This window comes from Pseudidiomarina salinarum (genome assembly GCF_000753715.1).
Taxonomy (GTDB): Bacteria; Pseudomonadota; Gammaproteobacteria; order Enterobacterales; family Alteromonadaceae; genus Pseudidiomarina; species Pseudidiomarina salinarum.
In genome coordinates, this window is the sequence record NZ_JPER01000001.1 from 654,465 (window position 1) to 679,538 (window position 25,074).

The 25,074-nt window shown below is 52.6% G+C and carries 24 protein-coding genes and 1 tRNA gene; 20 read left to right on the forward strand and 5 right to left on the reverse strand.

Features of this window, described 5'->3' with window-relative positions; all coding sequences use genetic code 11:
- Positions 1 to 24 precede the first annotated feature (24 nt).
- The 13 genes from uppS to IDSA_RS03210 all read left to right on the forward strand — a co-directional run bounded on the left by uppS (position 25) and on the right by IDSA_RS03210 (position 13,641).
- On the forward strand, positions 25 to 798 hold the full coding sequence (gene uppS, locus IDSA_RS03150; RefSeq protein WP_034774984.1) for a polyprenyl diphosphate synthase: 774 nt from the start codon (positions 25 to 27) through the stop codon (positions 796 to 798).
- A 2-nt stretch (positions 799 to 800) separates the two neighbouring features.
- A complete protein-coding gene (locus tag IDSA_RS03155) occupies positions 801 to 1,664 on the forward strand; it encodes a phosphatidate cytidylyltransferase (protein WP_034774112.1) in 864 nt (287 codons plus the stop codon).
- Positions 1,664 to 2,860 (forward strand): 1-deoxy-D-xylulose-5-phosphate reductoisomerase, encoded by a 1,197-nt coding sequence (gene ispC, locus IDSA_RS03160; protein WP_034774114.1) that lies wholly within the window; start codon positions 1,664 to 1,666, stop codon positions 2,858 to 2,860. Before IDSA_RS03155 ends, ispC begins: the two co-directional genes overlap by 1 nt.
- A complete protein-coding gene (gene rseP, locus IDSA_RS03165) occupies positions 2,854 to 4,209 on the forward strand; it encodes a sigma E protease regulator RseP (RefSeq protein WP_034774115.1) in 1,356 nt (451 codons plus the stop codon). Before ispC ends, rseP begins: the two co-directional genes overlap by 7 nt.
- Before the next feature lie 36 nt (positions 4,210 to 4,245).
- Complete coding sequence (gene bamA / locus IDSA_RS03170) at positions 4,246 to 6,729, forward strand: outer membrane protein assembly factor BamA (RefSeq protein ID WP_034774117.1); 2,484 nt, start codon at positions 4,246 to 4,248, stop codon at positions 6,727 to 6,729.
- A 30-nt stretch (positions 6,730 to 6,759) separates the two neighbouring features.
- Positions 6,760 to 7,275 carry an OmpH/Skp family outer membrane protein gene (locus tag IDSA_RS03175; RefSeq protein ID WP_034774119.1) on the forward strand — a complete coding sequence of 172 codons (516 nt, stop codon included), beginning with the start codon at positions 6,760 to 6,762 and terminating at the stop codon, positions 7,273 to 7,275.
- Positions 7,276 to 7,279: 4 nt separating this feature from the next.
- Entirely contained in the window at positions 7,280 to 8,299 is a 1,020-nt protein-coding gene (gene lpxD, locus IDSA_RS03180; RefSeq protein WP_034774120.1) for a UDP-3-O-(3-hydroxymyristoyl)glucosamine N-acyltransferase, read from the forward strand.
- Positions 8,300 to 8,323: 24 nt separating this feature from the next.
- Positions 8,324 to 8,779: a 3-hydroxyacyl-ACP dehydratase FabZ gene (fabZ, locus tag IDSA_RS03185; RefSeq protein WP_034774121.1), complete on the forward strand. Its 456-nt coding sequence runs from the start codon at positions 8,324 to 8,326 to the stop codon at positions 8,777 to 8,779.
- The gene (gene lpxA, locus IDSA_RS03190) at positions 8,780 to 9,544 is read left to right on the forward strand and encodes an acyl-ACP--UDP-N-acetylglucosamine O-acyltransferase (RefSeq protein ID WP_034774122.1); all 765 of its coding nucleotides are present in this window, start codon (positions 8,780 to 8,782) and stop codon (positions 9,542 to 9,544) included.
- Positions 9,545 to 9,565: 21 nt separating this feature from the next.
- Positions 9,566 to 10,744 (forward strand): lipid-A-disaccharide synthase, encoded by a 1,179-nt coding sequence (gene lpxB / locus IDSA_RS03195; RefSeq protein WP_034774123.1) that lies wholly within the window; start codon positions 9,566 to 9,568, stop codon positions 10,742 to 10,744.
- Positions 10,745 to 10,849: 105 nt separating this feature from the next.
- A complete protein-coding gene (locus tag IDSA_RS03200; protein ID WP_034774124.1) occupies positions 10,850 to 11,806 on the forward strand; it encodes a glutathione S-transferase family protein in 957 nt (318 codons plus the stop codon).
- A complete protein-coding gene (locus IDSA_RS03205) occupies positions 11,803 to 12,633 on the forward strand; it encodes a pirin family protein (protein WP_034774125.1) in 831 nt (276 codons plus the stop codon). Before IDSA_RS03200 ends, IDSA_RS03205 begins: the two co-directional genes overlap by 4 nt.
- A gap of 36 nt (positions 12,634 to 12,669) precedes the next feature.
- Complete coding sequence (locus tag IDSA_RS03210) at positions 12,670 to 13,641, forward strand: NAD(P)H-quinone oxidoreductase (RefSeq protein ID WP_034774126.1); 972 nt, start codon at positions 12,670 to 12,672, stop codon at positions 13,639 to 13,641.
- Between the two features lie 5 nt (positions 13,642 to 13,646).
- Here the strand turns inward: IDSA_RS03210 and IDSA_RS03215 are convergent.
- A tRNA-Tyr gene (locus IDSA_RS03215) sits at positions 13,647 to 13,731 on the reverse strand.
- A gap of 87 nt (positions 13,732 to 13,818) precedes the next feature.
- Between IDSA_RS03215 and xerD the strand changes: the two genes are divergently transcribed.
- The 5 genes from xerD to lysS all read left to right on the forward strand — a co-directional run bounded on the left by xerD (position 13,819) and on the right by lysS (position 19,928).
- Positions 13,819 to 14,727: a site-specific tyrosine recombinase XerD gene (gene xerD, locus IDSA_RS03220; protein ID WP_034774127.1), complete on the forward strand. Its 909-nt coding sequence runs from the start codon at positions 13,819 to 13,821 to the stop codon at positions 14,725 to 14,727.
- A gap of 78 nt (positions 14,728 to 14,805) precedes the next feature.
- The gene (gene dsbC / locus IDSA_RS03225; protein ID WP_034774128.1) at positions 14,806 to 15,528 is read left to right on the forward strand and encodes a bifunctional protein-disulfide isomerase/oxidoreductase DsbC; all 723 of its coding nucleotides are present in this window, start codon (positions 14,806 to 14,808) and stop codon (positions 15,526 to 15,528) included.
- 6 nt (positions 15,529 to 15,534) lie between these two features.
- Positions 15,535 to 17,247: a single-stranded-DNA-specific exonuclease RecJ gene (gene recJ, locus IDSA_RS03230; protein WP_034774129.1), complete on the forward strand. Its 1,713-nt coding sequence runs from the start codon at positions 15,535 to 15,537 to the stop codon at positions 17,245 to 17,247.
- A gap of 46 nt (positions 17,248 to 17,293) precedes the next feature.
- A protein-coding gene (gene prfB, locus IDSA_RS03235; protein ID WP_126760534.1) for a peptide chain release factor 2 occupies positions 17,294 to 18,392 on the forward strand; the annotation gives its coding sequence in 2 pieces (ribosomal slippage) (positions 17,294 to 17,368 and positions 17,370 to 18,392; 1,098 coding nt in all).
- Between the two features lie 18 nt (positions 18,393 to 18,410).
- The gene (gene lysS, locus IDSA_RS03240; protein WP_034774133.1) at positions 18,411 to 19,928 is read left to right on the forward strand and encodes a lysine--tRNA ligase; all 1,518 of its coding nucleotides are present in this window, start codon (positions 18,411 to 18,413) and stop codon (positions 19,926 to 19,928) included.
- Between the two features lie 17 nt (positions 19,929 to 19,945).
- On the opposite strand, the gene IDSA_RS03245 is transcribed toward lysS, so the two are convergent.
- From IDSA_RS03245 to ygfZ, 3 genes are all read right to left on the reverse strand, one after another.
- Positions 19,946 to 21,097, reverse strand: a complete 1,152-nt coding sequence (locus tag IDSA_RS03245; RefSeq protein ID WP_034774135.1) for a trans-sulfuration enzyme family protein — start codon at positions 21,095 to 21,097, stop codon at positions 19,946 to 19,948.
- Positions 21,098 to 21,249: 152 nt separating this feature from the next.
- Positions 21,250 to 21,735 carry an FKBP-type peptidyl-prolyl cis-trans isomerase gene (locus tag IDSA_RS03250; RefSeq protein WP_034774138.1) on the reverse strand — a complete coding sequence of 162 codons (486 nt, stop codon included), beginning with the start codon at positions 21,733 to 21,735 and terminating at the stop codon, positions 21,250 to 21,252.
- Positions 21,732 to 22,688 (reverse strand): tRNA-modifying protein YgfZ, encoded by a 957-nt coding sequence (gene ygfZ / locus IDSA_RS03255; RefSeq protein WP_034774139.1) that lies wholly within the window; start codon positions 22,686 to 22,688, stop codon positions 21,732 to 21,734. The genes IDSA_RS03250 and ygfZ overlap by 4 nt, the downstream gene beginning before the upstream one ends.
- Before the next feature lie 66 nt (positions 22,689 to 22,754).
- On the opposite strand from ygfZ, the gene IDSA_RS03260 reads away from it, so the two are divergent.
- Positions 22,755 to 23,027 (forward strand): FAD assembly factor SdhE, encoded by a 273-nt coding sequence (locus IDSA_RS03260; RefSeq protein ID WP_034774140.1) that lies wholly within the window; start codon positions 22,755 to 22,757, stop codon positions 23,025 to 23,027.
- Positions 23,028 to 23,082: 55 nt separating this feature from the next.
- Positions 23,083 to 23,322 carry a hypothetical protein gene (locus IDSA_RS12085; RefSeq protein WP_126760533.1) on the forward strand — a complete coding sequence of 80 codons (240 nt, stop codon included), beginning with the start codon at positions 23,083 to 23,085 and terminating at the stop codon, positions 23,320 to 23,322.
- Here the strand turns inward: IDSA_RS12085 and nadB are convergent.
- Entirely contained in the window at positions 23,293 to 24,897 is a 1,605-nt protein-coding gene (nadB, locus tag IDSA_RS03265; RefSeq protein ID WP_034774141.1) for an L-aspartate oxidase, read from the reverse strand. The genes IDSA_RS12085 and nadB overlap by 30 nt on opposite strands.
- Positions 24,898 to 25,074: the final 177 nt, after the last annotated feature.

A 25,074-nucleotide genomic window follows, 5' to 3' on the forward strand; every position in this document is an offset into this window, starting at 1 on the left:
GTTTTTTCTTGTATGGCCCGGAAAATGAATACAATGGATGTTGATCAAATTCGTATGCCCCGGCACGTTGCCATTATTATGGATGGCAATGGCCGGTGGGCGCAGTTGCGCGGTCAGCACCGGACTTTTGGACATAAAGCTGGTGCGGAAGCGGTGCGGCGGGTGGTTGCTTTCGCCCGCAAAAAGGGTATTGAGTCGCTGACGCTGTTTGCCTTCAGCAGCGAAAACTGGAACCGTCCGGAACAGGAAGTTTCGGTGCTGATGTCGTTATTTTTTACGGTACTGAAACGCGAAGTTAAAAAGCTGCACAAACATAATGTAAAACTAAATATTATTGGCGATCTCTCGGCATTTTCGCCGCGCATTCAGCGCCGGATCGAAGAAGCGGAAGCACTCACCGCTGATAATACAGCTTTGCAACTAAATATCGCGGCCAATTATGGTGGTCGCTGGGATATGGCGCAGGCCGTCCGCAAGCTTGCCGAACAAGCGGTACAGGGAAGCATTACCGTAGACCAGATAACTCCGGCCCGGATCGCCAGTGAGCTGCAACTCGCTGATCAGCCTGAGCCTGACTTACTGATTCGCACCGGTGGCGAGCATCGCATCAGTAACTTTTTATTATGGCAGCTGGCTTATGCCGAATTATATTTTAGTAAGGTACTATGGCCTGATTTTGACGATAATGAATTTGCAGCGGCCATAGCAGATTTCAGTTGCCGGGAGCGCCGCTTTGGATTAACGAGCGAGCAGTTGCAGCGCGCCATTCTGGATACTGATGTAACAGTCGGGGAATAAGTTTGCTAAAACAACGATTATTAACAGCATTAATCCTGGTACCCCTTGCACTGTATTGTGTATTTGGGTTGCCGTTACATTGGTTTGCGGTTGCTATTACGGCGCTGATGACAGCTGCAGCCTGGGAATGGTCCCCCCTGATGGGGCTGAAGCGCCAGGTAAGCCGGATTCTCTATACCGCTTCGGTTGCCGTCCTGTTGAGCCTGTTACTGTGGCTGGTGCCGGTCGCTGATGTCTGGCAGCAGGGTACGCTGAACCCGTTATTTTATTATATTACGATTATCGGCTGCATCTGGTGGCTGGTTGCGACCGTACTGGTAATCAAGTATCCAGCCAGTCGTCGCGCCTGGTCGCGGACCCGATCAATAGTAGGTATTTTCGGCTATCTGATTTTTGTGCCCGCCTGGGTAGCACTCCTGACTATCCGCTCAATTGATTACGCGGACGAGCCGCTGTTTGGCGGTTTTGCTGTGTTGTTCGTGCTGCTGTTGGTATGGGCAGCGGATGTTGGCGCTTATTTTGCGGGGGTGAAATACGGCCGCAATAAGTTGATGCCTGCGGTTAGCCCGGGTAAAACCCTTGAGGGTCTCTGTGGTGGTATCGCGTTAGCTTTTGTGGTGATGATGGTGGTAGCCCACTGGGCCAAGATCCCCGTCGAGCAGTTTGGTGGTTATTACCTCGCCGGCCTGATAACAGTTATTGCGTCGGTATTTGGTGATCTTAACGAGAGCATGTTTAAGCGTTGTGCCGGGGTAAAAGACAGTGGTTCAATACTGCCGGGACATGGCGGCATCCTTGATCGCATTGATAGCCTGACCGCAGCGCTCCCCATCTTTACTTTGTCATACCTCTGGTTACTGGCCTAATGAGCAAGCAAGTTACTGTGTTAGGCGCGACGGGCTCGATCGGTCAGAACACCCTGGCGGTGGTCAAAGAGAACCCTGAGCTGTTTTCGGTTTATGCGGTAACCGCTCAGCAGAATGTGGCGGATATGGTGGAAATCTGTCAAACCTTTAAACCGCAATTCGCGGTGATGACCGATGCCAGCGCGGCGACTGAATTGCGCGCACGTTTAACCGGCTTACCCACCGAAGTTCTGGCTGGCACCGAAGCCATGGCGGATGTTGCCAGTGCTCCTGAGGTTGATTTCGTGATGGCGGCAATTGTTGGCGCCGCCGGGCTATTACCGACCATGGCCGCGGTCAGGGCCGGTAAACGGGTGCTGTTGGCGAACAAAGAAGCGCTGGTGATGACCGGGCAGTTGTTTATGGACGCGGTGGTAAAGCACAATGCTGAGTTGCTGCCGATCGACAGCGAGCACAATGCGATCTTCCAGTGCCTGCCGGCGGATGTACAGCAACAGCTTGGACGAAGTGATCTGGCTGCGGCTGGAATTCGTCAGATCATGCTGACTGGCTCAGGCGGACCCTTTCGCAATTTGCCGCTTGACCAACTGGCCGAACAGACGCCTGCTGCGGCCTGTGCGCACCCGAACTGGTCAATGGGTCGGAAAATTTCGGTGGATTCCGCGACCATGCTTAATAAAGGGCTGGAGTATATCGAAGCCCGTTGGTTGTTTAACTGCCAGCGTGAGCAACTACAGGTTGTCCTGCACCCGCAAAGTGTCATCCACTCGATGGTTAGCTATACCGACGGGTCGGTTATCGCGCAGCTCGGGCAACCGGATATGCGTACGCCGATCGCTTACGGCATGAGTTATCCGGCACGTATTCGCAGTGGCGTTGATGCGCTCGACTTTATGTCACTCGGCGAACTGACGTTCGCTGAGGCAGATCCAGCCCGGTATCCTTGTTTACAGTTAGCTATTGATGCCTGTTGGGAAGGGCAGTGGGCCACCACTACGCTGAATGCCGCGAACGAAGTGGCGGTAGCGGCCTTTCTTGATGGGCGTATCCGATTTACGGATATCAGTCGTATCGTAGCGGATCTGCTGGCAAAGATATCACCGCAGCAACTGAACTCCGTCGCCGAGGTCTTGTCTTTAGATGAGCAAGTCAGGGCATATAGCCAGGAACAGGTAGAGCATTACTCACTATGTTAGAGATTCTTTGGGCGATAGGGGCCTTCGCGGTCACGCTGGGTATCCTTGTTACATTTCACGAATTCGGTCACTTCTGGGTGGCGCGTCGGTGTGGTGTAAAAGTACTGGTTTTTTCTGTTGGCTTTGGTAAAGCCATCTGGCAGCGCACAGCGGCCGATGGCACTGTTTACCAGGTTGGCATTATTCCGTTGGGCGGTTACGTGCGGATGCTGGATGAACGCGTTGACGAGGTTCCTGAGAGCGAGCGCCACTTAAGCTTTAATTCGCAATCAGTGCGCCGCCGGGCGGCGATCATTGCTGCCGGGCCCGCGGCGAATTTTGTTATCGCGGTGGTACTGCTATGGGTTATGTTCGTCATTGGTGTGCCTTCGGTTAAGCCGGTTATCGGCTCCATCCAACCGGATTCGGTTGCCGCCCAGGCTGATATTCAGACTCCGGCGGAAATCCTTTCAGTTAACGGTAACGAAACGGAAGACTGGCAACAGGTTAACTTAGCTTTTGCCGCCGCTCTGGGGAACGAAGAGGCCACAATCAGGGTTCTCGATGCGCGTGACCGGGAACAAAGCTATGTGTTGGATATCGATGGCTGGCGGATTGGCGATCAGCAGCAGCCGACCTTCGTTGAGTTGGGGATGCTGCCATGGCGCCCGGAAGCGACCACGACGATAAATTATATTGCAGAAAATTCACCGGCGGCCGCGGCTGATTTCGCTCCTGGCGATAAAATAATTGCTGTGGATGGAACTCCCGTAGAAGAATGGTCTCAAATCAGAGAGCAAATCATGGCGGCCCCGGGTGAGCGCCTGAGCTTCACGGTTGAACGCGGGCAAACTCAGATTGAGTTAACCGCTGCTATCGGTGAGCGCTCAACAGCACAGGGAACTATAGGTTTTCTTGGTGTTGAGCCACAACAGACTGCCTATCCTGATGAGTATCGGTTTGTGCAGCAGTACGGTATAGTAGGCGGCTTAATAAAAGGCGCCGAACGCACTTGGGATTTAATGGTTTTAAGTGTGCAAATGATCGGTAAGCTGGTTACGGGTACAGTCTCGTTAAGTAACCTGAGCGGACCGGTCGCAATAGCTGAAGGCGCAGGCGCTTCAGCCAGTTATGGGTTAGTTTACTTTTTAGGGTTTCTCGCGCTAATCAGTGTTAATCTGGGAATCATAAATCTGGTACCATTGCCAATTCTGGATGGCGGCCATTTGGTGTTTCTGGCTATTGAAGGTGCGCGTAAGAAAGCAGTTTCTGAACGCGTACAAGAACTTAGCTACCGGATTGGCGGACTACTGATATTTGCGTTAATGGCAATTGCAATCAGCAATGATGTATTGCGGTTAGCTCAGTGAGATCAACATATACAATAAACAATTAAGTTGCACAGAATGACGTTGAAAAAGCTGTTCTTAAGTGCCCTGATCGCAGGGGCTGCGCTTCCCGCGCATAGTGTCGAAAATTTCGTGGTCGAGGATATCCGGATCAAAGGATTACAACGGGTCGCTCTTGGCGCGGCGCTGACGTACATTCCTGTGCGGGTCGGTGATACCGTAGACGAAGCTACCGTCCGGCAGAGCATCAGATCGCTTTACTCGTCTACGCATTTCAATAATGTGGTCGTCAAACGCGACGGCAGTACCTTAGTTTTCGAAGTTACCGAACGTCCTACTATCAGTGCGATAGAGTTTGACGGTAATAAAGAAATCAAAGACGAGCAACTCACCGAATCCCTGACTGAACAAGGTATTATTGAAGGCGAGCCGCTCGATCTGACAACCATTTCGTCTATCGAAACCGGCCTGGAAGACTTCTACCATAGTATCGGTAAATATAACGCCAGCGTTGAAGTGACGATTATCAATCAGCCCCGTAACCGGGTGCGTTTAAGTATTGAGTTTGACGAAGGCGAGTCGGCGGAAATCCAGCAGATTAATATTGTCGGTAATAAAGCCTTCAGCGACGAAGAAATTCTTAACAACCTTGAACTTAAAGATAAACTGCCGTGGTGGAATCTGATAGGTGAACGGCGTTACCAGAAGCAGCAGTTAAGCGGCGATCTGGAGACCCTTGAAAGCTTTTACAAGGATCGCGGCTACCTGACGTTCTCAATTGAGTCAGTGCAGGTCACTATGACGCCTGATCGTACCGGTGTGTATGTCACTATTAATGTCGAAGAAGGCGAAATATTCACCGTTCGTGAAACCAAGGTCATGGGCGATCTTCGTGGCCGTGATGAAACGGTGAAGCGACTGGTGAAAATTGAGCCGGGTACGCAGTATAGTGCCGCTCAGGTTACTTATCTGGAAGAACTGGTAGCCAAATTATATGGCCGCTACGGGTACGCCTATCCGGAAGTCCGCGCGATTCCTGAGATCAACGCAGAAACCAACGAGGTTGATCTGATGTTTTCGGTGAACCCGGGTAACCGTGTTTATGTTAACCGGATTAGCTTCCGGGGTAACAACACCACCCAGGACGAAGTGCTGCGCCGTGAAATGCGTCAGCTCGAAGGTGCGCCGCTGAACGATGAAGCCATTGAACAGGGTAAGATACGCCTTGAGCGCCTTGGCTTTTTTGAAACCGTTGAGTCGTCAACCGAGCGCGTTTCAGGCCGGGACGACCTTGTTGACGTTGAATTCGTGGTTAAAGAACAGCCGTCCGGTTCATTCAACTTTATGTTTGGTTATGGCGATTATTCCGGGCTACAAATTGGCGCCGGAGTACAGCAGGAGAATTTCCTGGGTACTGGTAATCAGGCCGCGATCAATATCAATACCAACAGATTTAATAAAAACCTCAGCCTGTCGTATATGGACCGCTATTTCACCAAAGATGGCGTGAGTCTCTCGGGCCAGCTCTATCTGAGTGAGTTTGACGCCGGTCGCCAGGAAAACCTGATTCGTTACAATAAGAAACAGTATGGTATTGGCGGAACCGTTAGCTTCCCGATCAACGAAGTCAGTAGCCTGAATTTAGGTCTTACTTACCGGAATGAAGAAGTAACGAACGTTGAAGGTTATGAACAGATTCGCAAGTTCTATCAACCGTATCTGGACGAACAGGACCCCAACTCAGGTGTCGCCTTCGATATATTTGAAGTGTCCACGGGCTGGCAGCGTGTCACTCTGAACCGCGGAACCTTTCCGACGGCAGGAACACTGAACCGGGTTAGTTTTGATGTAGCATTACCTAACAGTGATGTGAATTACTTCAGAACCAGCTATAGCTTCCAGCACTTTCTGCCGATCACCGACGATCATAGCTATACCTTCCTGACGCGCTTCCGCGCGGGTTACGGTAACGGTTATGGCGAAGATGATCGCGGTAACGAATATCTGTTCCCGTTTTATGAAAACTTTAAGATCGGTGGCAACGACAACCTGCGTGGTTTTGAAGCCAATACCATTGGTCCACGTGCGGTGTTCCGCTACCCCGACACGGTCAACGGCCCGCCGGGCTTTAGTGGCATACCAGGCGAGTTTCCGGCTGGTCCGGGCGCCGATACTCTGGCTGTCAGCCGCTTCTCGATTGGCGGTAACGCCATGTTTGTTGGCGGTTTTGAACTGATTTTCCCAACGCCGTTTATTAAAGAAGAAAGTAAGAATGTGGTGCGTACCAGCGTATACGTTGATGTCGGAAGCGTCTGGGATACTGAATTTGACTATGAGGCTTATAAAGATTTAACGTTAGTAGCCGGTTCAGAAGCGCTGCGCGATTACAGCTCACCGGAAAACTACCGTGCTTCAGCAGGTGTTGCAGTACAGTGGTTATCACCGATGGGGCCGTTGACGTTTGCCTTCGGTCGCCCGATTAAGTCGGTTGAAGGTGATAAGACGCAGGTATTTACCTTTAATTTTGGTACCACTTTCTAAACAGATACAATCATTTCAAAGGAGTTTTTTGTGAATAAATTAATAAAAACAACTGTTATTGCAGCGCTGCTATCTACTGCTGTTTTTGCACAGTCTGCTGAAGCCCAGCAAAAAGTTGGTATCGTGAACTTCCAGGCAGTATTTCAGAATCTGCCACAAGCTCGTGACATCGAAACCAAATTACAATCTGAATTTAAAGATCGTATTGAAGAGATTCAGGGCATTGAAAAGCGTATGAGCGAACTGCGTGAAAAGCAGCAACGCGATGCGTCAATTATGTCGCCAAGCGAGCGGGTTGAACTGGAACGCGAATATGAAATGCTGGAGTCAACGCGTCAGCTGAAAATTCGTGCTTTGCGTGAAGATACCAACCGTCGCACCAGCGAAGAACGCGATAAGCTGATGATGGATATTGCCCGCGCTACTCAAACTGTCGCCGGTGACAACGATTTTGATCTGGTCATTCAAAGCTCCGCTGTGGCTCACGCGGTAGAATCAGCCGATCTGACCGACGAAGTGCTGGCTAAAATGACTGGTGGTAACTAAGCCGATGCAAGCTAAGACCTTGCAGCAGCTGGCTGATGCCATTGGTGCCGAAGTTCGTGGTAATGGCGCTATGACCATTGCCGGCGTCGGCACTCTTGCCTCGGCACAGCCGGGGCAAATAGCTTTTCTGGCGAACGAGAAGTATCGCGTGCAGTTGGAAAAGACGAGTGCGAGTGCGGTGATCGTCGCGCCTGACGTCAGTGTTCCTGATCATCTGGCGGCTTTAGTTACGGCAAATCCCTATGCCGGTTTTGCCCGCGTAGCTCAGTTGCTGGATACCACGCCGAGCCCGGCGCAGGGTATCGATGCGACAGCACAGATTGCCGATAGCGCGAAGCTCGGACAAAATGTCCACATTGGGCCGAATACCATTATTGCTGAGAATGTTCAGCTGGCTGATAACGTGGTTATTGGTGCCGGCTGTTACATTGGCCCCGGGGTTATTATCGGCGCCGGTAGTCGTTTGTGGCAGCATGTGGTGATTTATCATAACTGTGTAATAGGCAGTGAGTGCCTTATCCACAGCGGTACCGTTATCGGTGCCGACGGATTTGGCTGGGCCAACGAGCGCGGCAAATGGATTAAAATTCCACAGTTAGGCCGGGTGGTTATTGGTGACCGGGTTGATATCGGTGCCAGCACCACGATAGATCGGGGCGCACTGGACGACACCATTATCAGTAACGGCTGTATCATTGATAACCAGTGTCAGATTGCTCATAACGTATTTATTGATGAAGATACGGCTATCGCGGGTTGTACCGTACTGGCGGGTAGTTGCCGGATTGGTAAACGTTGTCTGATCGGTGGCGCCACAGCAATCAATGGCCATATAGAGATCTGCGACGATGTGCAGATTAGCGGCTTCTCAATGGTCATCAAAGAAATCAGTGAGCCAGGTATTTATGCCTCGGGCATTCCGGCAGCGCCACATCGGGAATGGCGTCGTAACGGGGCCAGGTTCCGCCAGCTGGATGATTTGTTCCAGCGGGTAAAAGCCCTTGAGAAAAAAGCCCGACCATAATAATTAACACCGGAGATTCCTATTTTGTCAGTAACTGATGGTGCATTCGATATTAAAGAAGTGATGAGTTTATTGCCTCATCGCTATCCCTTCCTGCTGGTGGATAAAGTTGTCGCCTGCGATAACAAAAGCGCTATTCATGCGATAAAAAATGTCACTGTTAACGAGCCGATTTTTACCGGCCATTTCCCTGGCAACCCGATTTTCCCCGGTGTATTGATCCTTGAAGCCATGGCCCAGGCCGCTGGTTTGTTGGGATTTAAAATCACCAGCAGCACGCCCGGCGCACGTGATCTATACTTGTTTGCGGGGGTCGACAACGCCCGTTTCAAACGACAAGTGCTGCCAGGAGATACCATGGATTTACATGTGACTTTTGAAAAAGAACGCCGTGGTATATGGGTATTCAAAGGACGCGCCGAGGTTGACGGTGAACTGGCCTGCAGCGCCGACATTATTTGCGCAAGAAGAGAAATCTAAGTGATTCATCCTACAGCGATCATTGATGAGGGCGCAAAACTCGGCAGCAATGTACGCGTTGGCGCTTATTCTATTATTGGCGCGGACGTTGAGGTGGGTGACGACTGTGATATCGGGCCCCATGTGGTACTGCGTGGGCCAACTACTTTAGGCCGCGGTAACCGGATATTCCAGTTCGCGTCGGTGGGCGAAGATTGTCAGGATAAAAAATATGCCGGCGAACCAACCCGCTTAGTGGTTGGTGATAACAACATTTTTCGTGAGTTTGTTACGGTTCACCGTGGCACAGTGCAGGATCAGGGGGTTACCCGCATAGGTGATAATAACCTGCTGATGGCCTATGTGCATGTCGCTCATGACTGTGTGGTTGGTGATAATGTCATTCTGGCCAATAACACCACCTTAGCAGGCCATGTTCACGTCGGTAACTGGGCCATTCTGGGTGGCTTTACCGGCGTTCACCAGTTTTGCCATATTGGCGCCCATGCGTTTACCGCGGTAAATTCAGTCGTGGTGCAGGATATTCCGCCTTATATTATGGCGCAGGGCCACAATGCAGTGCCGCGTACCATTAACAGCGAAGGCCTGAAGCGTCGGGGCTTTACCAACCAACAGATCACCAATATTAAGCGAGCATTTAAAATGCTCTACCGACAGGGTCTGACGGTCGCCGAGGCGGTCGAGCAGATGCAACAGCTTGATGCGGAAGAAGTTCAGTCAATGATTGAATTCGTGCAAAGCAGTTCACGCGGTATCATTCGTTAAATTCAGCGAGACCCACTAACTATGACTGAGCCTTCGTCAGCAGCCCCTGTTATAGCCGTTATAGCAGGGGAGCACTCCGGCGATTTGCTGGGTGCCGGGATGCTCCGGGAATTGCGTAGTCGCCATCCGGACGCTGAGTTTATCGGCGTGGGAGGACCGCTGATGCAGGCGGAAGGGCTCACCTCTATAGTGCCGATGGATGATCTGGCGGTTATGGGTATTGCCGAGGTGCTCGGGCGCCTGTTTACCTTACTCAGCCACCGGCGAAAACTGGTTAAAGAGTTCAAAGCCGTGCGGCCTGCGGTATTTGTCGGTATTGATGCGCCGGACTTTAACTTACCCATTGCCCGCATGCTTAAAGCGGTGGGGATCCCCACCGTGCATTATGTCAGTCCGTCGGTATGGGCATGGCGGCAGGGGCGGATTAAGGGAATAAAGGCGGCGGTTGATCATGTGCTGTGTTTGCTGCCGTTTGAGAAAGCCTTTTATGATGCCCACAACTTGCCGGCAACCTTTGTCGGTCACCCTCTTGCTGATGCGATTCCCGCCAACTGGTCAAAATCTGAAGCACGCGCTGAACTTAGCTTAGACGCCAATAGTACGGTGGTTGCGATACTTCCCGGTAGTCGCGCCGGCGAACTGGCCCGGCTCGGTCCGATTTTTCTGCAGGCGGCAGCGTTGCTCGCTGAAGGCAAACCGCAACTGCAATTTATAGCGCCAATGATCTCGACCCAGCGGGCCGCACAATTTCGCGAACTGCAGGAGCAATATGCTCCCGAGCTCTCAATTCAGCTGCTGGAAGGCCAGTCACGCACCGCCATGGCTGCAGCCGATGCGCTGTTGCTGACGTCCGGTACTGTTACCCTTGAAGCCATGCTGATTAAACGGCCGATGGTGGTTGCTTATAAGTTTAACTGGCTGACCCACAAGCTCATTCAGCGGTTGTTTAAGGCGGCTTTTTTCAGTCTGCCTAATTTGCTGGCGGGACGCGAACTGGTTCCTGAACTGGTGCAGCAGCAGGTTACGCCAGAGCGACTGGCGGCGGCCGTAAAAGAGCAACTCAGTCAACCAGCCGGCCCTCTGATTGAGGCTTTCACCGCCCTTCATCATCAGTTGCAGCAAGATGCCGACCAGGTCAGTGCGCGTGTGGTTGCCGAAGTCGGCAACTTAACCAGCTATTCCCATACTTCGATTAAATAGAACGATTATACCGTTTAAACGCGATAATAATTCGAACCGACACCGTCTATACTTAATTTCTAAATCAACTGGTTACCATGGACACAGCAAACGGGGAGTCAGGTTATGGGTTTACTGGTAGACGGAAAATGGCATGACAAGTGGTACGATACGGATAGCAACGACGGCCGCTTCAAACGCAGCGAGTCACAGTTTCGCAACTGGATCCGAAAGGATCCGGGCAGTAAGTTTCCCGCCGTCGATGGCCGCTATCACCTCTATGTTTCTTACGCGTGCCCCTGGGCGCACCGCACCCTTATTTTTCGTAAGCTGAAGGGGCTTGAAAGCCTGATCCCGGTATCTGTGGTGCAGCCACTGATGCTTGAAAATGGCTGGGAATTTGGTGCCGCACCGCTGCATGATCCACTGTATCACTCGGATTTTCTGTATCAGCTGTATTTACGTGCTGATGATAATTACAGCGGCAGGGTCACTGTGCCGGTGTTATGGGATAAAGAACAGCAGACCATAGTCAGTAATGAATCAGCCGATATCATCAGGATGTTCAACAGTGAATTCGATCACCTGACCGGCAATACCCTGGATTTTTACCCCCAGGCCAAACAGCGCGAAATTGATTCAATCAATGAACAGGTGTATCACACCATTAATAACGGTGTGTATAAGTGTGGTTTTGCGACTACTCAGGATGCCTATGAAGAGGCCTATAAAGCGCTGTTCAACTCGCTGGATGATATTGAAGGGATCCTGGCTAAAAAACGTTTTCTGGTTGGCGATGAGGTAACTGAAGCAGACTGGCGCTTATTTACTACGCTGGTGCGTTTTGATGCGGTCTATTACAGCCATTTTAAAACCAACCAGCGACGTATTAGCGATTATCCGAATCTGTGGGACTATTTAAAGGCGCTCTATCAGGTTAAGGGCGTAGCTGAAACTGTGGTGATGGACCATATCAAGACTCATTATTATGGCAGCCATACCATGATCAACCCAACGGGCATTGTGCCAGTGGGGCCGGCTATCAACTTCGATGAACCGCATCAGCGTGGAGAGGTGTTATGAATGGTATAGTGCGTAGCCGCCACCGGGGTATTCCGGCGCAGGATGGCGCTGGCGTTAAGCTGACGCGAATTATTAATCAACCGTCGCTGCGTCATCAGGATCCCTTTCTTATGCTCGATGAATTTCGCTCGGATAATCCCAACGACTATATTGCCGGATTTCCACCGCACCCCCATCGTGGGTTTGTAACCCTGACTTATATGCTGGCCGGACAAATGGCCCATGAAGATTCAGAAGGTAACAGTGGGGTGGTCGGCGCCGGTGGAGCGCAATGGATGAAAGCCGCCCGCGGTATTATTCATGGCGAAATGCCGAAGCAGGAAGACGGCCTGATGTGGGGCTTCCAGCTGTGGATTAATTTACCAGCGGCAGAAAAAATGTCGCCGGCTGAATGGGCTGATCACCCGGAGCACAGTGTGCCAAAAATCGTCTATGGTGATTCTGAAATCCGTCTGATTGCCGGCGAACTTGAAGGTAACCGTGGCCCGGTCCAGCAGCAGGGGCAGCGTTTTCTGATGGCTGACCTGCGCTTCAGCGATAACACCGCCATCCCGGTATTTAGCGCCGGACAGGCCAGCCGTCTGGCCTATGTTTATCAGGGCAGCGTACGGATTAACGGCGAGTCGGTTGAGCGCGGTGAACTGGTCCGGCTCGACGCCGACAGCAACCTGACAATTAGCGCGGCAGCAGTACCTGCGGGAATGATTTTACTTGCCGGTGAACCAATCGGTGAACCTATCGCTCAGTATGGTCCTTTTGTAATGAACACCCAGGCGGAAATAGAGCAGGCAATCCGCGACTACCAGCAGGGTCGCCTGACTGGTTAAAAACCGCCTCATTCAGCTTTGCTCCGGAGTCACTTTATGTATGGAATTTTTGCAGTTAATGGCAAGCCCCAGCGCCAAACCATTGAGCTCGACAGCCCGGGCGCTCATGATGTGATCATTGAGGTTGCCTTTGCCGGAATGAACCGTGCCGACCTGGTGCAGCTGGGCGGCCATTATCCGCCACCGCCGGGCGCTTCAGAGGTACTGGGGCTGGAAGTCAGCGGCCGGGTGACAGCCACCGGCAGTGCCGTCAGCCGTATTAAGGTTGATGATGAAGTTTGCGCTTTGCTTAGTGGTGGCGGCTATGCCAGCCATGTGCTGGTGCCTGAAGGCCAGGTGAATCCGCTTCCAGACGGCATGACATTAAGCGATGCCGCGGGTATCTGTGAGGTGTTTGCCACAGCCTGGTTTAATCTCTATATGCTGGCCAAGCTGGCGACCGCGGAACGCCTGTTACTGCACGCCGGCGCCAGCAGTGTCGGCCAGGCGGCGCTGCAGCTGGCAGCAATAACCGGCAATCCGGTCTTTGTTACTGCTGGCTCGGACAGCAAACTGGAACTCTGTAAGCAACTGGGCGCTGCAGCGGGATGGAACCGGCATCAGGGTAGTTTTGTGGATGCTGTGCGCGACTGGGGCGGTGCTGACGTTATTCTTGATCCGGTTGGCGGCGAGTATATTGGCTGGGACCAGCAAGTTTTGCGGGACGACGGCCGGCTTATACTCATCGGGCTGATGGGCGGGCGCGAAGCGCAGCTTGACCTTGGCCGGATGCTGATGAAGCGGCAGCGCATTCAGGGCAGTACCCTGCGCAGCCAGTCGGTAGCGGCGAAATCAGAGATTATGGCTCAGCTAAGACAACATCTGTGGCCACATTTCGCCAGCGGGCGGCTCACCGCGACTATAGATAAAGTGATGAGTATCGACGAAATTGAAAGCGGGTTTGAGCTAATGCGAAAAAACGCTACGCAGGGAAAGATTATTCTGGAGATTCAGGCAGCAGAAGCCTGAAAAAATGGTGGAGGGGGCAGGATTCGAACCTGCGAAGGCTGAGCCGTCAGATTTACAGTCTGATCCCTTTGACCGCTCGGGAACCCCTCCGACTGAAGAGGGCGCATAATAGCAGATTGAGTCGATCTGTAAACCCCGATATGATGATATCCGTACGCTTACCCAGCAGAGAATGCCATGGCGACAGTTGTTAGTGCTGAAATTGATGAAATTATAAGCGGTTTTCTTGATCGCCTGTGGCTGAAGCAGGGCGTTAGCAAAAATACCAGCGCCGCCTACCAGAATGACTTGCGTAGCTTCCAGGATTACCTGACCCGGCAGAAAAGCAGTGATCTGCTAGCTGTTACTGCCGGCGACCTGGAAGATTACCTGTTATGGCGCCGCCAGCAAGGTCTGTCGCCCCGCAGCACGGCACGGGCGCTCAGCGCACTGAAGAAGTTCTATCAATACGCGCGCACTGAAAATCTTTGTGCAAGCGATCCGACGGCCCGGTTACTAAGGCCAAAACAACCGCAGGCCATCCCCCATTCATTATCGGAGTCCGAAGTGAATGCGTTACTGGAAGCGCCCGATACAGAAGATCCTATCCATCTGCGGGATCGCGCTATGCTTGAGGTTCTTTATGCGACCGGGCTGCGCGTTACCGAGCTGGTACACCTGACCATGAGTCAGGTTTCACTGCAGCAAGAACTGGTCAGGGTAGTGGGCAAGGGCAACAAAGAACGGCTGGTGCCGCTTGGCGAAGAAGCCATGGACTGGCTGCAGCGCTATCTGCGCGAAGCCCGGCGCGCGATCCACCAACAGCCCGGCGACTGGGTATTCGTAACCCGGCGGGGTGGGCCGTTAACCCGTCAGGCATTCTGGCACCGCATCAAGTTCTACGCCGGCCAGGCGGATATCCGTTCGCACTTGTCGCCTCATACCCTGCGGCATGCGTTTGCGACCCATCTGTTAAACCATGGCGCTGATTTACGGGTGCTGCAGATGTTGCTGGGGCACAGCGATTTATCGACAACACAAATATACACTCACGTGGCCAGAGAGCGCCTGCAGCAGTTGCATGCGACTCACCATCCACGGGCTTAAATTGCAATTCGCGGGCCATCAGAGTAACGTTATGCGCTGCGAATTAACCATCAACCTGTATGAGTTGTGAAATTAACCATGAAAAATTCCTTACTAAGTTTACTTGTCGTAGGTTTAATGGCCTGCAGCCCGCAGGGCGATGCGCAGGACGCCAAAACACCGGCAACAGATATTGATACTACGCACCTGGAGCGTATGGGCTTCAGCATCGAACAGATAAGCCCGTCTTCGGTTGATGGTTTATATGAAGTGATTACCAACGAAGGGCTGATTTACGTCGCTGACGGCGGTAAAAAGCTTGTTAGTGGTCGTATCTACGACATCACCGGCGCCCAGCCAGAGAATTTAAGTGAACAGCGGCTACAGGCGATGCGGCTTAATGATCTGGAACAGGTGAAGGACAGCGTGATTGAATTCACGGCACCGGATGAAGAACATGTGATCTGGGTATTTACCGATCCAACCTGTGGCTACTGCCGGCAGTTGCACGAAAATCGCGCGAATTATCTCGCTGAAGGCATTACCATTCGCTATCTTGGCTGGCCGCGTACGGGTTTACAGGGTACTGCGTTTAACCAGTTACAGCAGGTCTGGTGTGCGGCAGATCCAGCAACCGCTATGACGGCAGTGAAGCAAGACCAGCCCGTGCGTTCAGGTGCATGCGATGATCCTGTGGCCGAACACTTTGCCTTAGGTAAAAAGTTTGGTGTGCGAGGAACCCCGGCAATAGTGCTGGAGTCGGGTCGTTTATTGCCGGGTTTACTGCCTCCGCAAAAGTTACTTGAGGAAATCGAGAAGTAAGCAGCGATGGCATCTGTAACTATTCAGCGCTATCCCGCGGCGGATATTTCGGCGTTACCGGATGACATTCCGGTAGTACTCAGACAAATACTCGCCCGCAGGGGCATCAAAGCGCCGTCACAGTTAGATCTGTCAACCCGCGGCCTGCCGCACTTCAACACGCTGAAACACGTGCAGCGGGCTGCTGAGCGCATTGCTACGGCACTTAACGAGCAGCAGCGGATCTGTATTTGCGGAGATTTCGATGCCGATGGCGCGACCTCGACCGCGCTAATGGTTTCTGTATTGCAGGCGATGGGCGCACAACACATCGGCTATATAGTTCCGAACCGGTTCGCGGATGGTTATGGCTTGTCGCCTTCGGTGGTGGAACAAGCCCGCCAGCAAGGTGCCGAACTTATCATTACCGTCGATAGTGGCATTTCATGCCATGCCGGGGTGCAAGCCGCAACAGCCGCCGGTATTGACGTGGTTATTACCGATCATCACCTGGCTGGTGCTGAACTGCCCGCCGCCTTTGCGATCGTCAACCCCAACCAACCTGACTGTCAGTTCCCCGGTAAATCCATTGCCGGGGTTGGCGTAGCCTTTTATGTGTTACTGGCGCTACGGCAGCATTTGCGTGACGCCGGACAGGCAACGCCCAACCTGGCCGACTGGCTGGATCTGGTGGCGCTGGGAACAGTGGCTGACGTGGTTAAGCTGGATGGAGTGAACCGGATTCTGGTGCAGCAGGGGTTACAGCGGATTAGGGCGGGTCATTGTCGCCCCGGTATACAGGCTTTGCTGGAAGTGGCCGGGCGCGATCCCGCGAGCCTGCAGGCCGCTGATCTGGGGTTTGCCGTGGCACCGCGGATTAATGCGGCCGGGCGGCTTGATGATATGGGTGCCGGTATCGAATGCTTGCTGACAACTGATTTAGAGCAAGCTCGCATGATGGCACAGCAACTGGATCAGCTGAATAAAGACCGTCGCCATATTGAAACTGAAATGCGGGAAGAAGCCGAGGTCTATGTCAGTGGCCTGACCGATGATGCCGAGCAGTTGCCGCCCATTCTGGTACTGCATCAGTCCGGCTGGCATCAGGGCGTGGTGGGTATTGTTGCCGGCAGAGTAAAGGAACAATGCCATCGGCCGGTAATTGCCTTCGCCGAAGCCGAACCCGGCTGGTTGAAGGGTTCTGCGCGATCAATACCTGGTCTGCATATCCGTGATTTACTGGAACGTGTGCATACCTTGCACCCGCAGCTGGTTGAGCGTTTTGGCGGGCATGCGATGGCGGCCGGCCTGACTTTGCGCAGCGAGCTGCTAACCGAGTTTCGGACCGCGGTAACCGCCATCGCCGAAAGCTGGCTGGAACCTGAGCAATTAACCCGCACTTTGTGGTCAGATGGTGAGCTCGATGCCGGGGGCTTTACCGAGCCATTTGTAAGGCAAATAGAAAGTTACGGCCCCTGGGGCCAGGGCTTCAGCGAGCCATTATTTGATGGTGAATTTACTGTGGTGAGTCAGCGCTTAGTTGGTGAACGTCACCTGAAACTGGTATTGCAGGGGCCGCAGCGGGTCACTGTCGACGCCATTGCTTTCAATATAGATACGACGGTATGGCCGGATCCCAGGGTACGGCAGATCCACGCTTTGTATAAACCACAGTTAAATCACTTCCGCGGCCGCACATCAGTGCAGCTGCAGCTAGAGCATTTTACTGCTTTGCGATAGAATACACGCCTTTTTCCGAATTCAGCGAGTTGTGAGCAAAAACTATATGTTTGAAACCAATGCGACTTACGTAGCAATTAAAGAAATGCGCGCCCGCAGCGAAGCGCTTCGGGGGTATCTTTGACTACGCTAACAAGGTTGAGCGCTTAGAAGAAGTAACCCGCGAACTCGAGGATCCAAAAATCTGGGAAAATCAGGAGCGCGCTCAGTCGCTGGGTAAAGAGCGGGCGGCGCTCGAACAAGTTGTTGAAACTCTTAGTAATCTACAGCAAGGGCTGGAAGATGTTGAGGGTCTGGTTGATCTCGCAGTAGAAGCGGAAGACGAGGAAACCTATCAGGAGGCGGTCGCCGAGCTTGAGCAACTGGAAGGACAGCTGGCAAACCTTGAGTTTCGCCGCATGTTTTCCGGTGATATGGATAAGTCCGATTGCTACCTTGATGTTCAGTCCGGCTCGGGCGGCACTGAAGCCCAGGACTGGGCTAATATACTGCTGCGTATGTATTTACGTTGGGCAGAAGCTCATGATTTTAAGACAGAGATTACCGAATTATCTGAAGGTGAAGTGGCCGGCATTAAATCGGTAACGGTGCGAATCCAGGGTGACTATGCTTATGGCTGGTTACGTACAGAGACCGGGGTACACCGACTGGTTCGTAAATCGCCATTTGATTCAGGCAACCGCCGGCACACGTCGTTTGCTTCGGTGTTTGTTTATCCGGAAATTGACGACTCAATTGACATTGAAATCAATCCGGCGGATTTGCGGGTCGACACGTACAGGGCGTCGGGAGCGGGCGGTCAGCACGTTAACCGGACTGATTCAGCAATACGTATTACCCATGAGCCTTCAGGCATTGTCGTGCAGTGTCAGAGTGACCGTTCCCAGCATAAGAACCGCGATGCGGCCATGAAACAGTTACGCGCTAAGCTTTACGAAATGGAATTGCAGAAGCAACTGGCGGAGAAACAGGCGCTGGAAGACTCAAAGTCGGACATCGGCTGGGGCAGCCAGATCCGCTCTTATGTACTGGACGATGCCCGAATCAAAGACCTTCGCACCGGCATTGAAAACCGTAATACCCAGGCGGTATTAGATGGTGCTCTGGATCCCTTTATTGAAGCGAGCCTGAAATCAGGCCTGTAAAACCTATAGGAAGCAGAAATGAACGATAAAACGCATGGCTCTGAGCTGGATGTAAACGAACAAATCGCTCAGCGTAAAGCCAAGCTTGCTGCGCTCCGTGAACAGGGCGTTGCCTTCCCCAATGACTTTCGCCGTGACAGCCTGGCGGCTAACCTGCATCAGCAATATGATGGGGTCGAAAAAGAAGCGCTAGCGGGTCAGGGCATCCGGGTTAAGGTAGCAGGGCGCATGATGACCCGCCGGATCATGGGTAAAGCGAGTTTTGCGACCTTACAGGATATGTCAGGCCAGATTCAAATCTATGCGGCGCGCGACAATCTGCCGGAAGGTTTTTATAACCAGGAATTTAAAAAATGGGATCTTGGCGACATCATCGGCGCTGAAGGAACATTATTTATTACCGGCACCGGTGAATTGAGCATCCAGGTTGATGATCTTCGGTTACTGACCAAAGCGTTACGGCCATTACCGGATAAATTTCACGGCCTGGCTGATCAGGAAATCCGTTACCGGCAGCGCTATCTCGACTTAATTACCAATGAAGAGTCGCGTAAAACCTTTATTATCCGCTCTAAAGTGGTCGACTATATTCGTCGTTACCTGGCAGCAAGAGAGTTTCTGGAAGTTGAAACGCCGATGATGCAGACCATTCCGGGCGGTGCTGCAGCGCGTCCTTTTGTGACCCATCATAATGCCCTGGATATGCAATTGTACCTGCGTATAGCTCCCGAGCTTTATCTGAAGCGGCTGGTTGTCGGTGGCTTTGAGAAAGTCTTTGAAGTAAACCGGAACTTCCGTAATGAAGGCCTTTCAACACGGCATAATCCTGAATTCACTATGCTGGAGTTTTACTGGGCTTATGCTGACTATCAGGATCTGATGAATCTGACTGAAGATATGCTGCGCGGCATGACCACTGAAATACTGGGTTCAGCCCAATTTGAAAGTGAAGGCGTTCAGTATGATTTCGGTAAGCCATTTACCCGGATGACAGTACTTGAAGCCATTTTCACCCATCTGCCCGAAGCGACCGCTGAGCAGTTATCTGATCTGGAATCCGCGACGGCACTGGCTGGTAAATTGGGTATTCATATTAAGAGCATCTGGGGCTTAGGTAAGGTTCAGATCGAGATCTTTGAAGCGGTAGCGGAAGATAAACTGATTCAGCCAACCTTTATTACCGCCTATCCGGCAGAAGTATCGCCGCTGGCTCGCCGTAATGATGACGATCCTTTCGTAACTGACCGCTTTGAGTTCTTTGTCGGCGGCCGCGAACTGGCTAATGGCTTCTCCGAGCTGAATGACGCCGAAGATCAGGCTCAGCGCTTCAAGGATCAGGTCGAGCAGAAAGAAGCCGGTGATGATGAGGCGATGTTTTATGACGAAGACTACATCACGGCGCTGGAACATGGCCTGCCACCGACCGCCGGTGAAGGTATAGGAATTGACCGGCTGGTGATGTTACTGACGGATTCTCCGACTATCCGTGATGTGTTGCTGTTCCCTCATATGCGGCCTAAAAAAGCAGGTCTTTAACCAAACCACTGGCTGGTTTACTGCTCAGGCATCGCCTGCAGTAAATCAGCCAGTAACTCGTCCTGATCTTCGATGCCCACTGAAAGACGCAGCAGATCAGCCGGGCAAGGGCTGCCCGGTCCTTCGACGCTGGCCCGATGCTCGATTAAACTCTCTACGCCACCAAGCGAAGTGGCACGCTTCCAGAGCCGGGTATGGGCAGCGACATGAATTGCTGCTGCTTCACCTCCTGCTACACGCACCGACAACATGCCGCCGAACCCGCCTTGCATCTGCTGGCAGGCGATTTCATGGCCGGAAAAAGATTTCAGGCCCGGGTACAAAACTTCGGCAATGGCCGGATGCTGTTCCAGTTGTCTGGCCAGGAACATCGCTGTATTGCAGCTTTCGCGTACCCGCAGGTGTAGCGTACGCATGCCGCGCAGTAACTGCGCCGCGTCATGTGGACCGGGCACGGCTCCGCCTTGCGCCCGAACCGTGCGGATTCGTTGCCAGTAGGCATCATCGCGCGCGCCAATCAAGGCGCCGGCAATGACATCAGAATGGCCATTTAAGTATTTGGTACAGGAATGCATAACCACGTCGGCGCCCAGCGCCAGTGGCTGGGTTAATAGCGGCGTTGCACAGGTTGAATCGACGGCTACCTGAGCGCCAGCCTCGTGGGCCAGGGTGCTGATGGCAGCGATATCGCTAATAGTCCATAGCGGATTGCCCGGGGTTTCGAGCCATACCAGCTTAGTGCGGCCCGGCTGCAGGTGGCGCTTAACGGCGTCAATATCTGTCATGTCGATCAGCTCGATCTTTAGACCCCAACTGGTGGCAAAGTTGAGCAGCCAGTTGCGTAATGACCAGTACATCACTTTCGGCGCCAGCACATGATCGCCGGGAGAGAGGGCCAGGAATACAGCGGTGGCAGCGGCCATACCCGAGCCAAACAACAGCGCCTCATGACCCTGTTCGAGTTCACACAGCAGCGCTTCAACTGGCTTATAAGTTGGATTGTCAGCGCGGGAATAGATGTTACCGCTTGGGTAACTATTATCTTTACCCCGAATATAAGTGGTTGCCACATGGATTGGCAGCACCACCCCCTGGGTTTCCTGATCAATTTTCCCCAGGGCCTGAGCAAGGGCGGTTTTAGGGGAATATCCGTATTTTTTATGCGCCATCGAATGTCCGTTAATCAGCCAGTTAGGAGACATTCAAGATAGCACAGCGGGTACTTTACCCGCCAGTGGCAGCTTGACTGGCGGCCATAAAAAAACCGCAGCCGGGGCTACGGTTTTTCAGTTCCTGATCAAGCAGTTTGATCAGCAGGCAGTTAAGCGTGGTCGTCACCTTCGTTGTGAACGTGACCATGATCCAGCTCGCTGGCAGTTGCTTCACGAACTTCCACAACTTCTACATCAAACTTAAGTGGAACGCCGGCCAACGGATGGTTGCCGTCAACAGTTACTTCGTCATCGTTAACGTCAACGATCATGACGGATTGCTCGCCTTGGTCGGTGCTGGCACGGAACTGCATACCAGGTGCTACTTCGCTATCGCCAAACAGGCTGCGAGGTACGGTCTGAATCAGACCTTCCTGACGTTCACCATAGGCATCAGCCGGGTCGATTTCAGCAACGAACTTATCGCCTTCGGATTTGCCGGCAAGGGCGTCTTCCAGGCCTTTGATTAGCATACCGCGACCAAAAATGAATTGTAGCGGCTGGCCTTCTTTAGATTGATCCAGTACCTGACCTTCTCCAGTTTTCACGGTGTAGTGAATACCAACGACGTTGTCCTGGCTAATTGTTTGACTCATGATTCATCCAAGTTATAGGGCAGTGGGTAAATTTCCAAAAGACTCGCGTCATCGCCTTTAATACGTAGCTGGGTATCCTCACTGATATCGTGAGGTAACACAGCTAACACATCAAGTTGTTGCTCTGCACGGTTCACTGCATTAATTACCGTGCCGGCACGGCGCCAGTTGTCACCAAGTTGCTGTTCAACCGTTGTTCCCGGTGTCACTGCATTACCCTGGCCACGCAGGCGATAAAGTGCACGCTTCTGCTTGCCCAGATATTTCATCCGGGCGATGGTCTCCTGGCCGATATAACATCCCTTATTGAAGCTGATACCGTGCAGCGCCTGCACGTTCAGCATCTGGGGTACGTATTCCAGTATTGTACCCGAAAGCAGGGTAGCACGACCACGCTCGATTTCCAGTGCATGCCAGGAAGATGCTTCCGCATTGGTCGGAAAATCATCGTTACTGGTTACATACAGATATTGATCGGGCTGTGTACCTAACTTAAGAACAACGCCGTCATCAGTTTGCGTAACCGGCCGGTCACCCTCACTGTTGAGTGGCTGTTGCACAAAGTCAGCTAAATGTGCCGGTGCAGCAGTACCAAAAACACCATAGCAATGCAGTTGATCACTGGCATCGCTTATCTCTACCTTACTGAATACACCAAACTTTTGCAGCTGGGCGAGGGTTTCGCGCAATGCAGGTAAGGCTGTAATCAGCAGTACGCTATCTGCGTAACGACAGACAAACAATGTACTCATTGCTTTGCCTTTATTATCGCAGTGGGCGGAGAACAACCAGTTATCCTGGGATAACTCCCGCAGATCACAGGTCAGCTGACCTTGTAAAAAGGTCTCAGTCTGAGGACCTGAAAGACGGATTACACCGTAATCCTGCAGGGAAACTGTTACGTATTCCGGTGGAGCTTTGGTAAACTCTGTTGTTGGCACATTTAACCTCATTGTCTCTCGTTTACATGTACTAAGTGGGGACACATTCAGAGTATACAAGGGTAAAAAGGATTCCAAATGGAAAAGCTGCAACAATCTGCAGAATTATTGAAAAACAAAAACCGGTTACGCTGGGCTTGCCGGCGCGGGATGCTGGAGCTGGACGTACTTTTTATGCCCTTTGTGGAAGAAGCTTACGATGAGCTTAACGCGGAACAACAGGAGGCATTCCGGCGCTTGCTGACCTGTGATGACCCGGATTTGTTTGCCTGGTTTATGGGGCACCAATCGTGTCCGGACCCTGAGCTTGCCGCCATGGTGGCCACGATCCTGAAGCGGGTTAAAGTCTGATTCAATGAACGGCCGCGGGTATCAGTTGTCGCTCAGGCCCTGGCGCTGGACGCAGTTGCCCGCAACAGTTTGGGGTGTCGACAGTGATACCGCGGTGTGGGTGCAGTTGGATGATTTGGATCAGTGCGGCTGGCGAACCGAAGCGCCAATCCTGATGACGCCTTGGTGTGCGGTATTCAGGGTTAGTAACGGCGGCGCTCAGCGGCGCTGGCTGTGGTTCTGGCGAGCCTGGATGAGCGAGAGCGATTACCGGCGGCTGTCCCGGTTACTTTGCCTTTGGCGTGAGCACCGTTGATTGCGCCGGCTTCACCGTCTGCGGATAATCAAGATTGTAATGCAGACCTCGGCTTTCTTTACGCTGCATGGCACTGCGTACAATAAGTTCAGCTACCTGCACCAGATTCCGCAACTCCAGCAGGTCATTACTGACCCGGAAGTTGCTGTAGTATTCGTGGATTTCCTGCTGCAGCAACTCAATCCGGTTGAGGGCCCGTTGCAGCCGTTTGCTGGTGCGCACAATGCCGACGTAATCCCACATAAAGAGTCGCAGTTCGTGCCAGTTATGCTGAATGACAACTTCCTCATCCGAGTTAATTACTTTACTTTCATCCCAGGCCGGCAAATCCTGCCGCAGGGACACCCCGGCAAGTTGTTCGCTGATGTCGGTGGCGGCAGCGCGGGCAAAAACCACACACTCCAGCAGTGAGTTGCTGGCCATCCGGTTGGCACCGTGCAGCCCGGTACAGGCAACTTCACCGATAGCATAAAGTCCCGGCAGAGTGGTACGGGCCCGCAGGTCAGTTTTTACGCCGCCACAGGTATAATGAGCAGCTGGAACCACGGGCATCGGCTCGCGACTGATATCGATGCCAAGGCTCAGGCATTTGTCATAGATAGTCGGGAAATGTTTGCGGATAAAGTCTTCAGACTGATGAGAGATATCCAGGTACATACAATTGGCGCCCAGGCGTTTCATCTCATAGTCGATAGCGCGCGCCACTATGTCCCGTGGCGCCAGTTCCGCATCCGGATGGAATTCTGGCATAAAGCGGCTGCCATCCGGCCGTTTCAGCACAGCGCCTTCGCCGCGCAGCGCTTCGGTCAGCAGAAAGGTGTGTGCCTTGGGATGGAATAAACAAGTTGGATGGAACTGATTAAATTCCATGTTTTCCACCTGGCAACCAGCGCGCCACGCCATAGCGATACCATCGCCGCTGGCGACATCAGGGTTACTGGTGTATTGGTAGACTTTGCTGGCGCCGCCAGTGGCCAGGGCGACGAAGCGCGCGCTGACCGTTTCAACCCGTTCAGCCCGCCGGTTCCAGATATAGGCACCATAACAGCCAGGTTCGGCATTGATATGCCTGTGGGTAATGAGGTCGACCGCATTGTAGCGCTCAAACAAGCGGATATTCGGGTGCCGCCGAACCTGATCAACCAGGGTGGTTTCCACCACCCGGCCGGTAGCATCAGCTGCATGTAATATACGGCGGTGGCTATGGCCGCCTTCCTGGTTCAGGTGATAGCGGGTTTCACCGTTGCTGTTGGCTTCCTGATCAAAGTTCACTCCCAGCTGAATTAGCCACTGCAGGCACTCTTTTGCCTGACGAGTAGTAAATTCAACCGCCCTGGGGTCGCACAGCCCGGCGCCGGCAATTAAAGTATCTTCAATATGACTCTCAATGCTATCATTCTCATCGAATACGGCTGCGATACCGCCCTGAGCATAGTAGGTTGCGCCTTCAGTCAGCGGTCCCTTGGACAATACGATAACCTGCGTGTGATCCGCCAGCTGCAGGGCCAGGGTAAGACCCGCCGCGCCGCTGCCGATAATAAGTGCATCGCATTGATAATCACTGGTTTGTTTCATAAAGTAAGAACGTGCCTTGGAGCGAACGACAGAGCGAAAAATCGTTTAGATGACAGTGGAATAGCCGCGATTTTACTCTTTTTGATTATTTTTGCGAACTTTTTACTTACAATCCGGTCAGAATTTGCAATTGCAGTTCATTGTAAAAGCGGGCCTGGAACCTGGAAATGAGTTGAG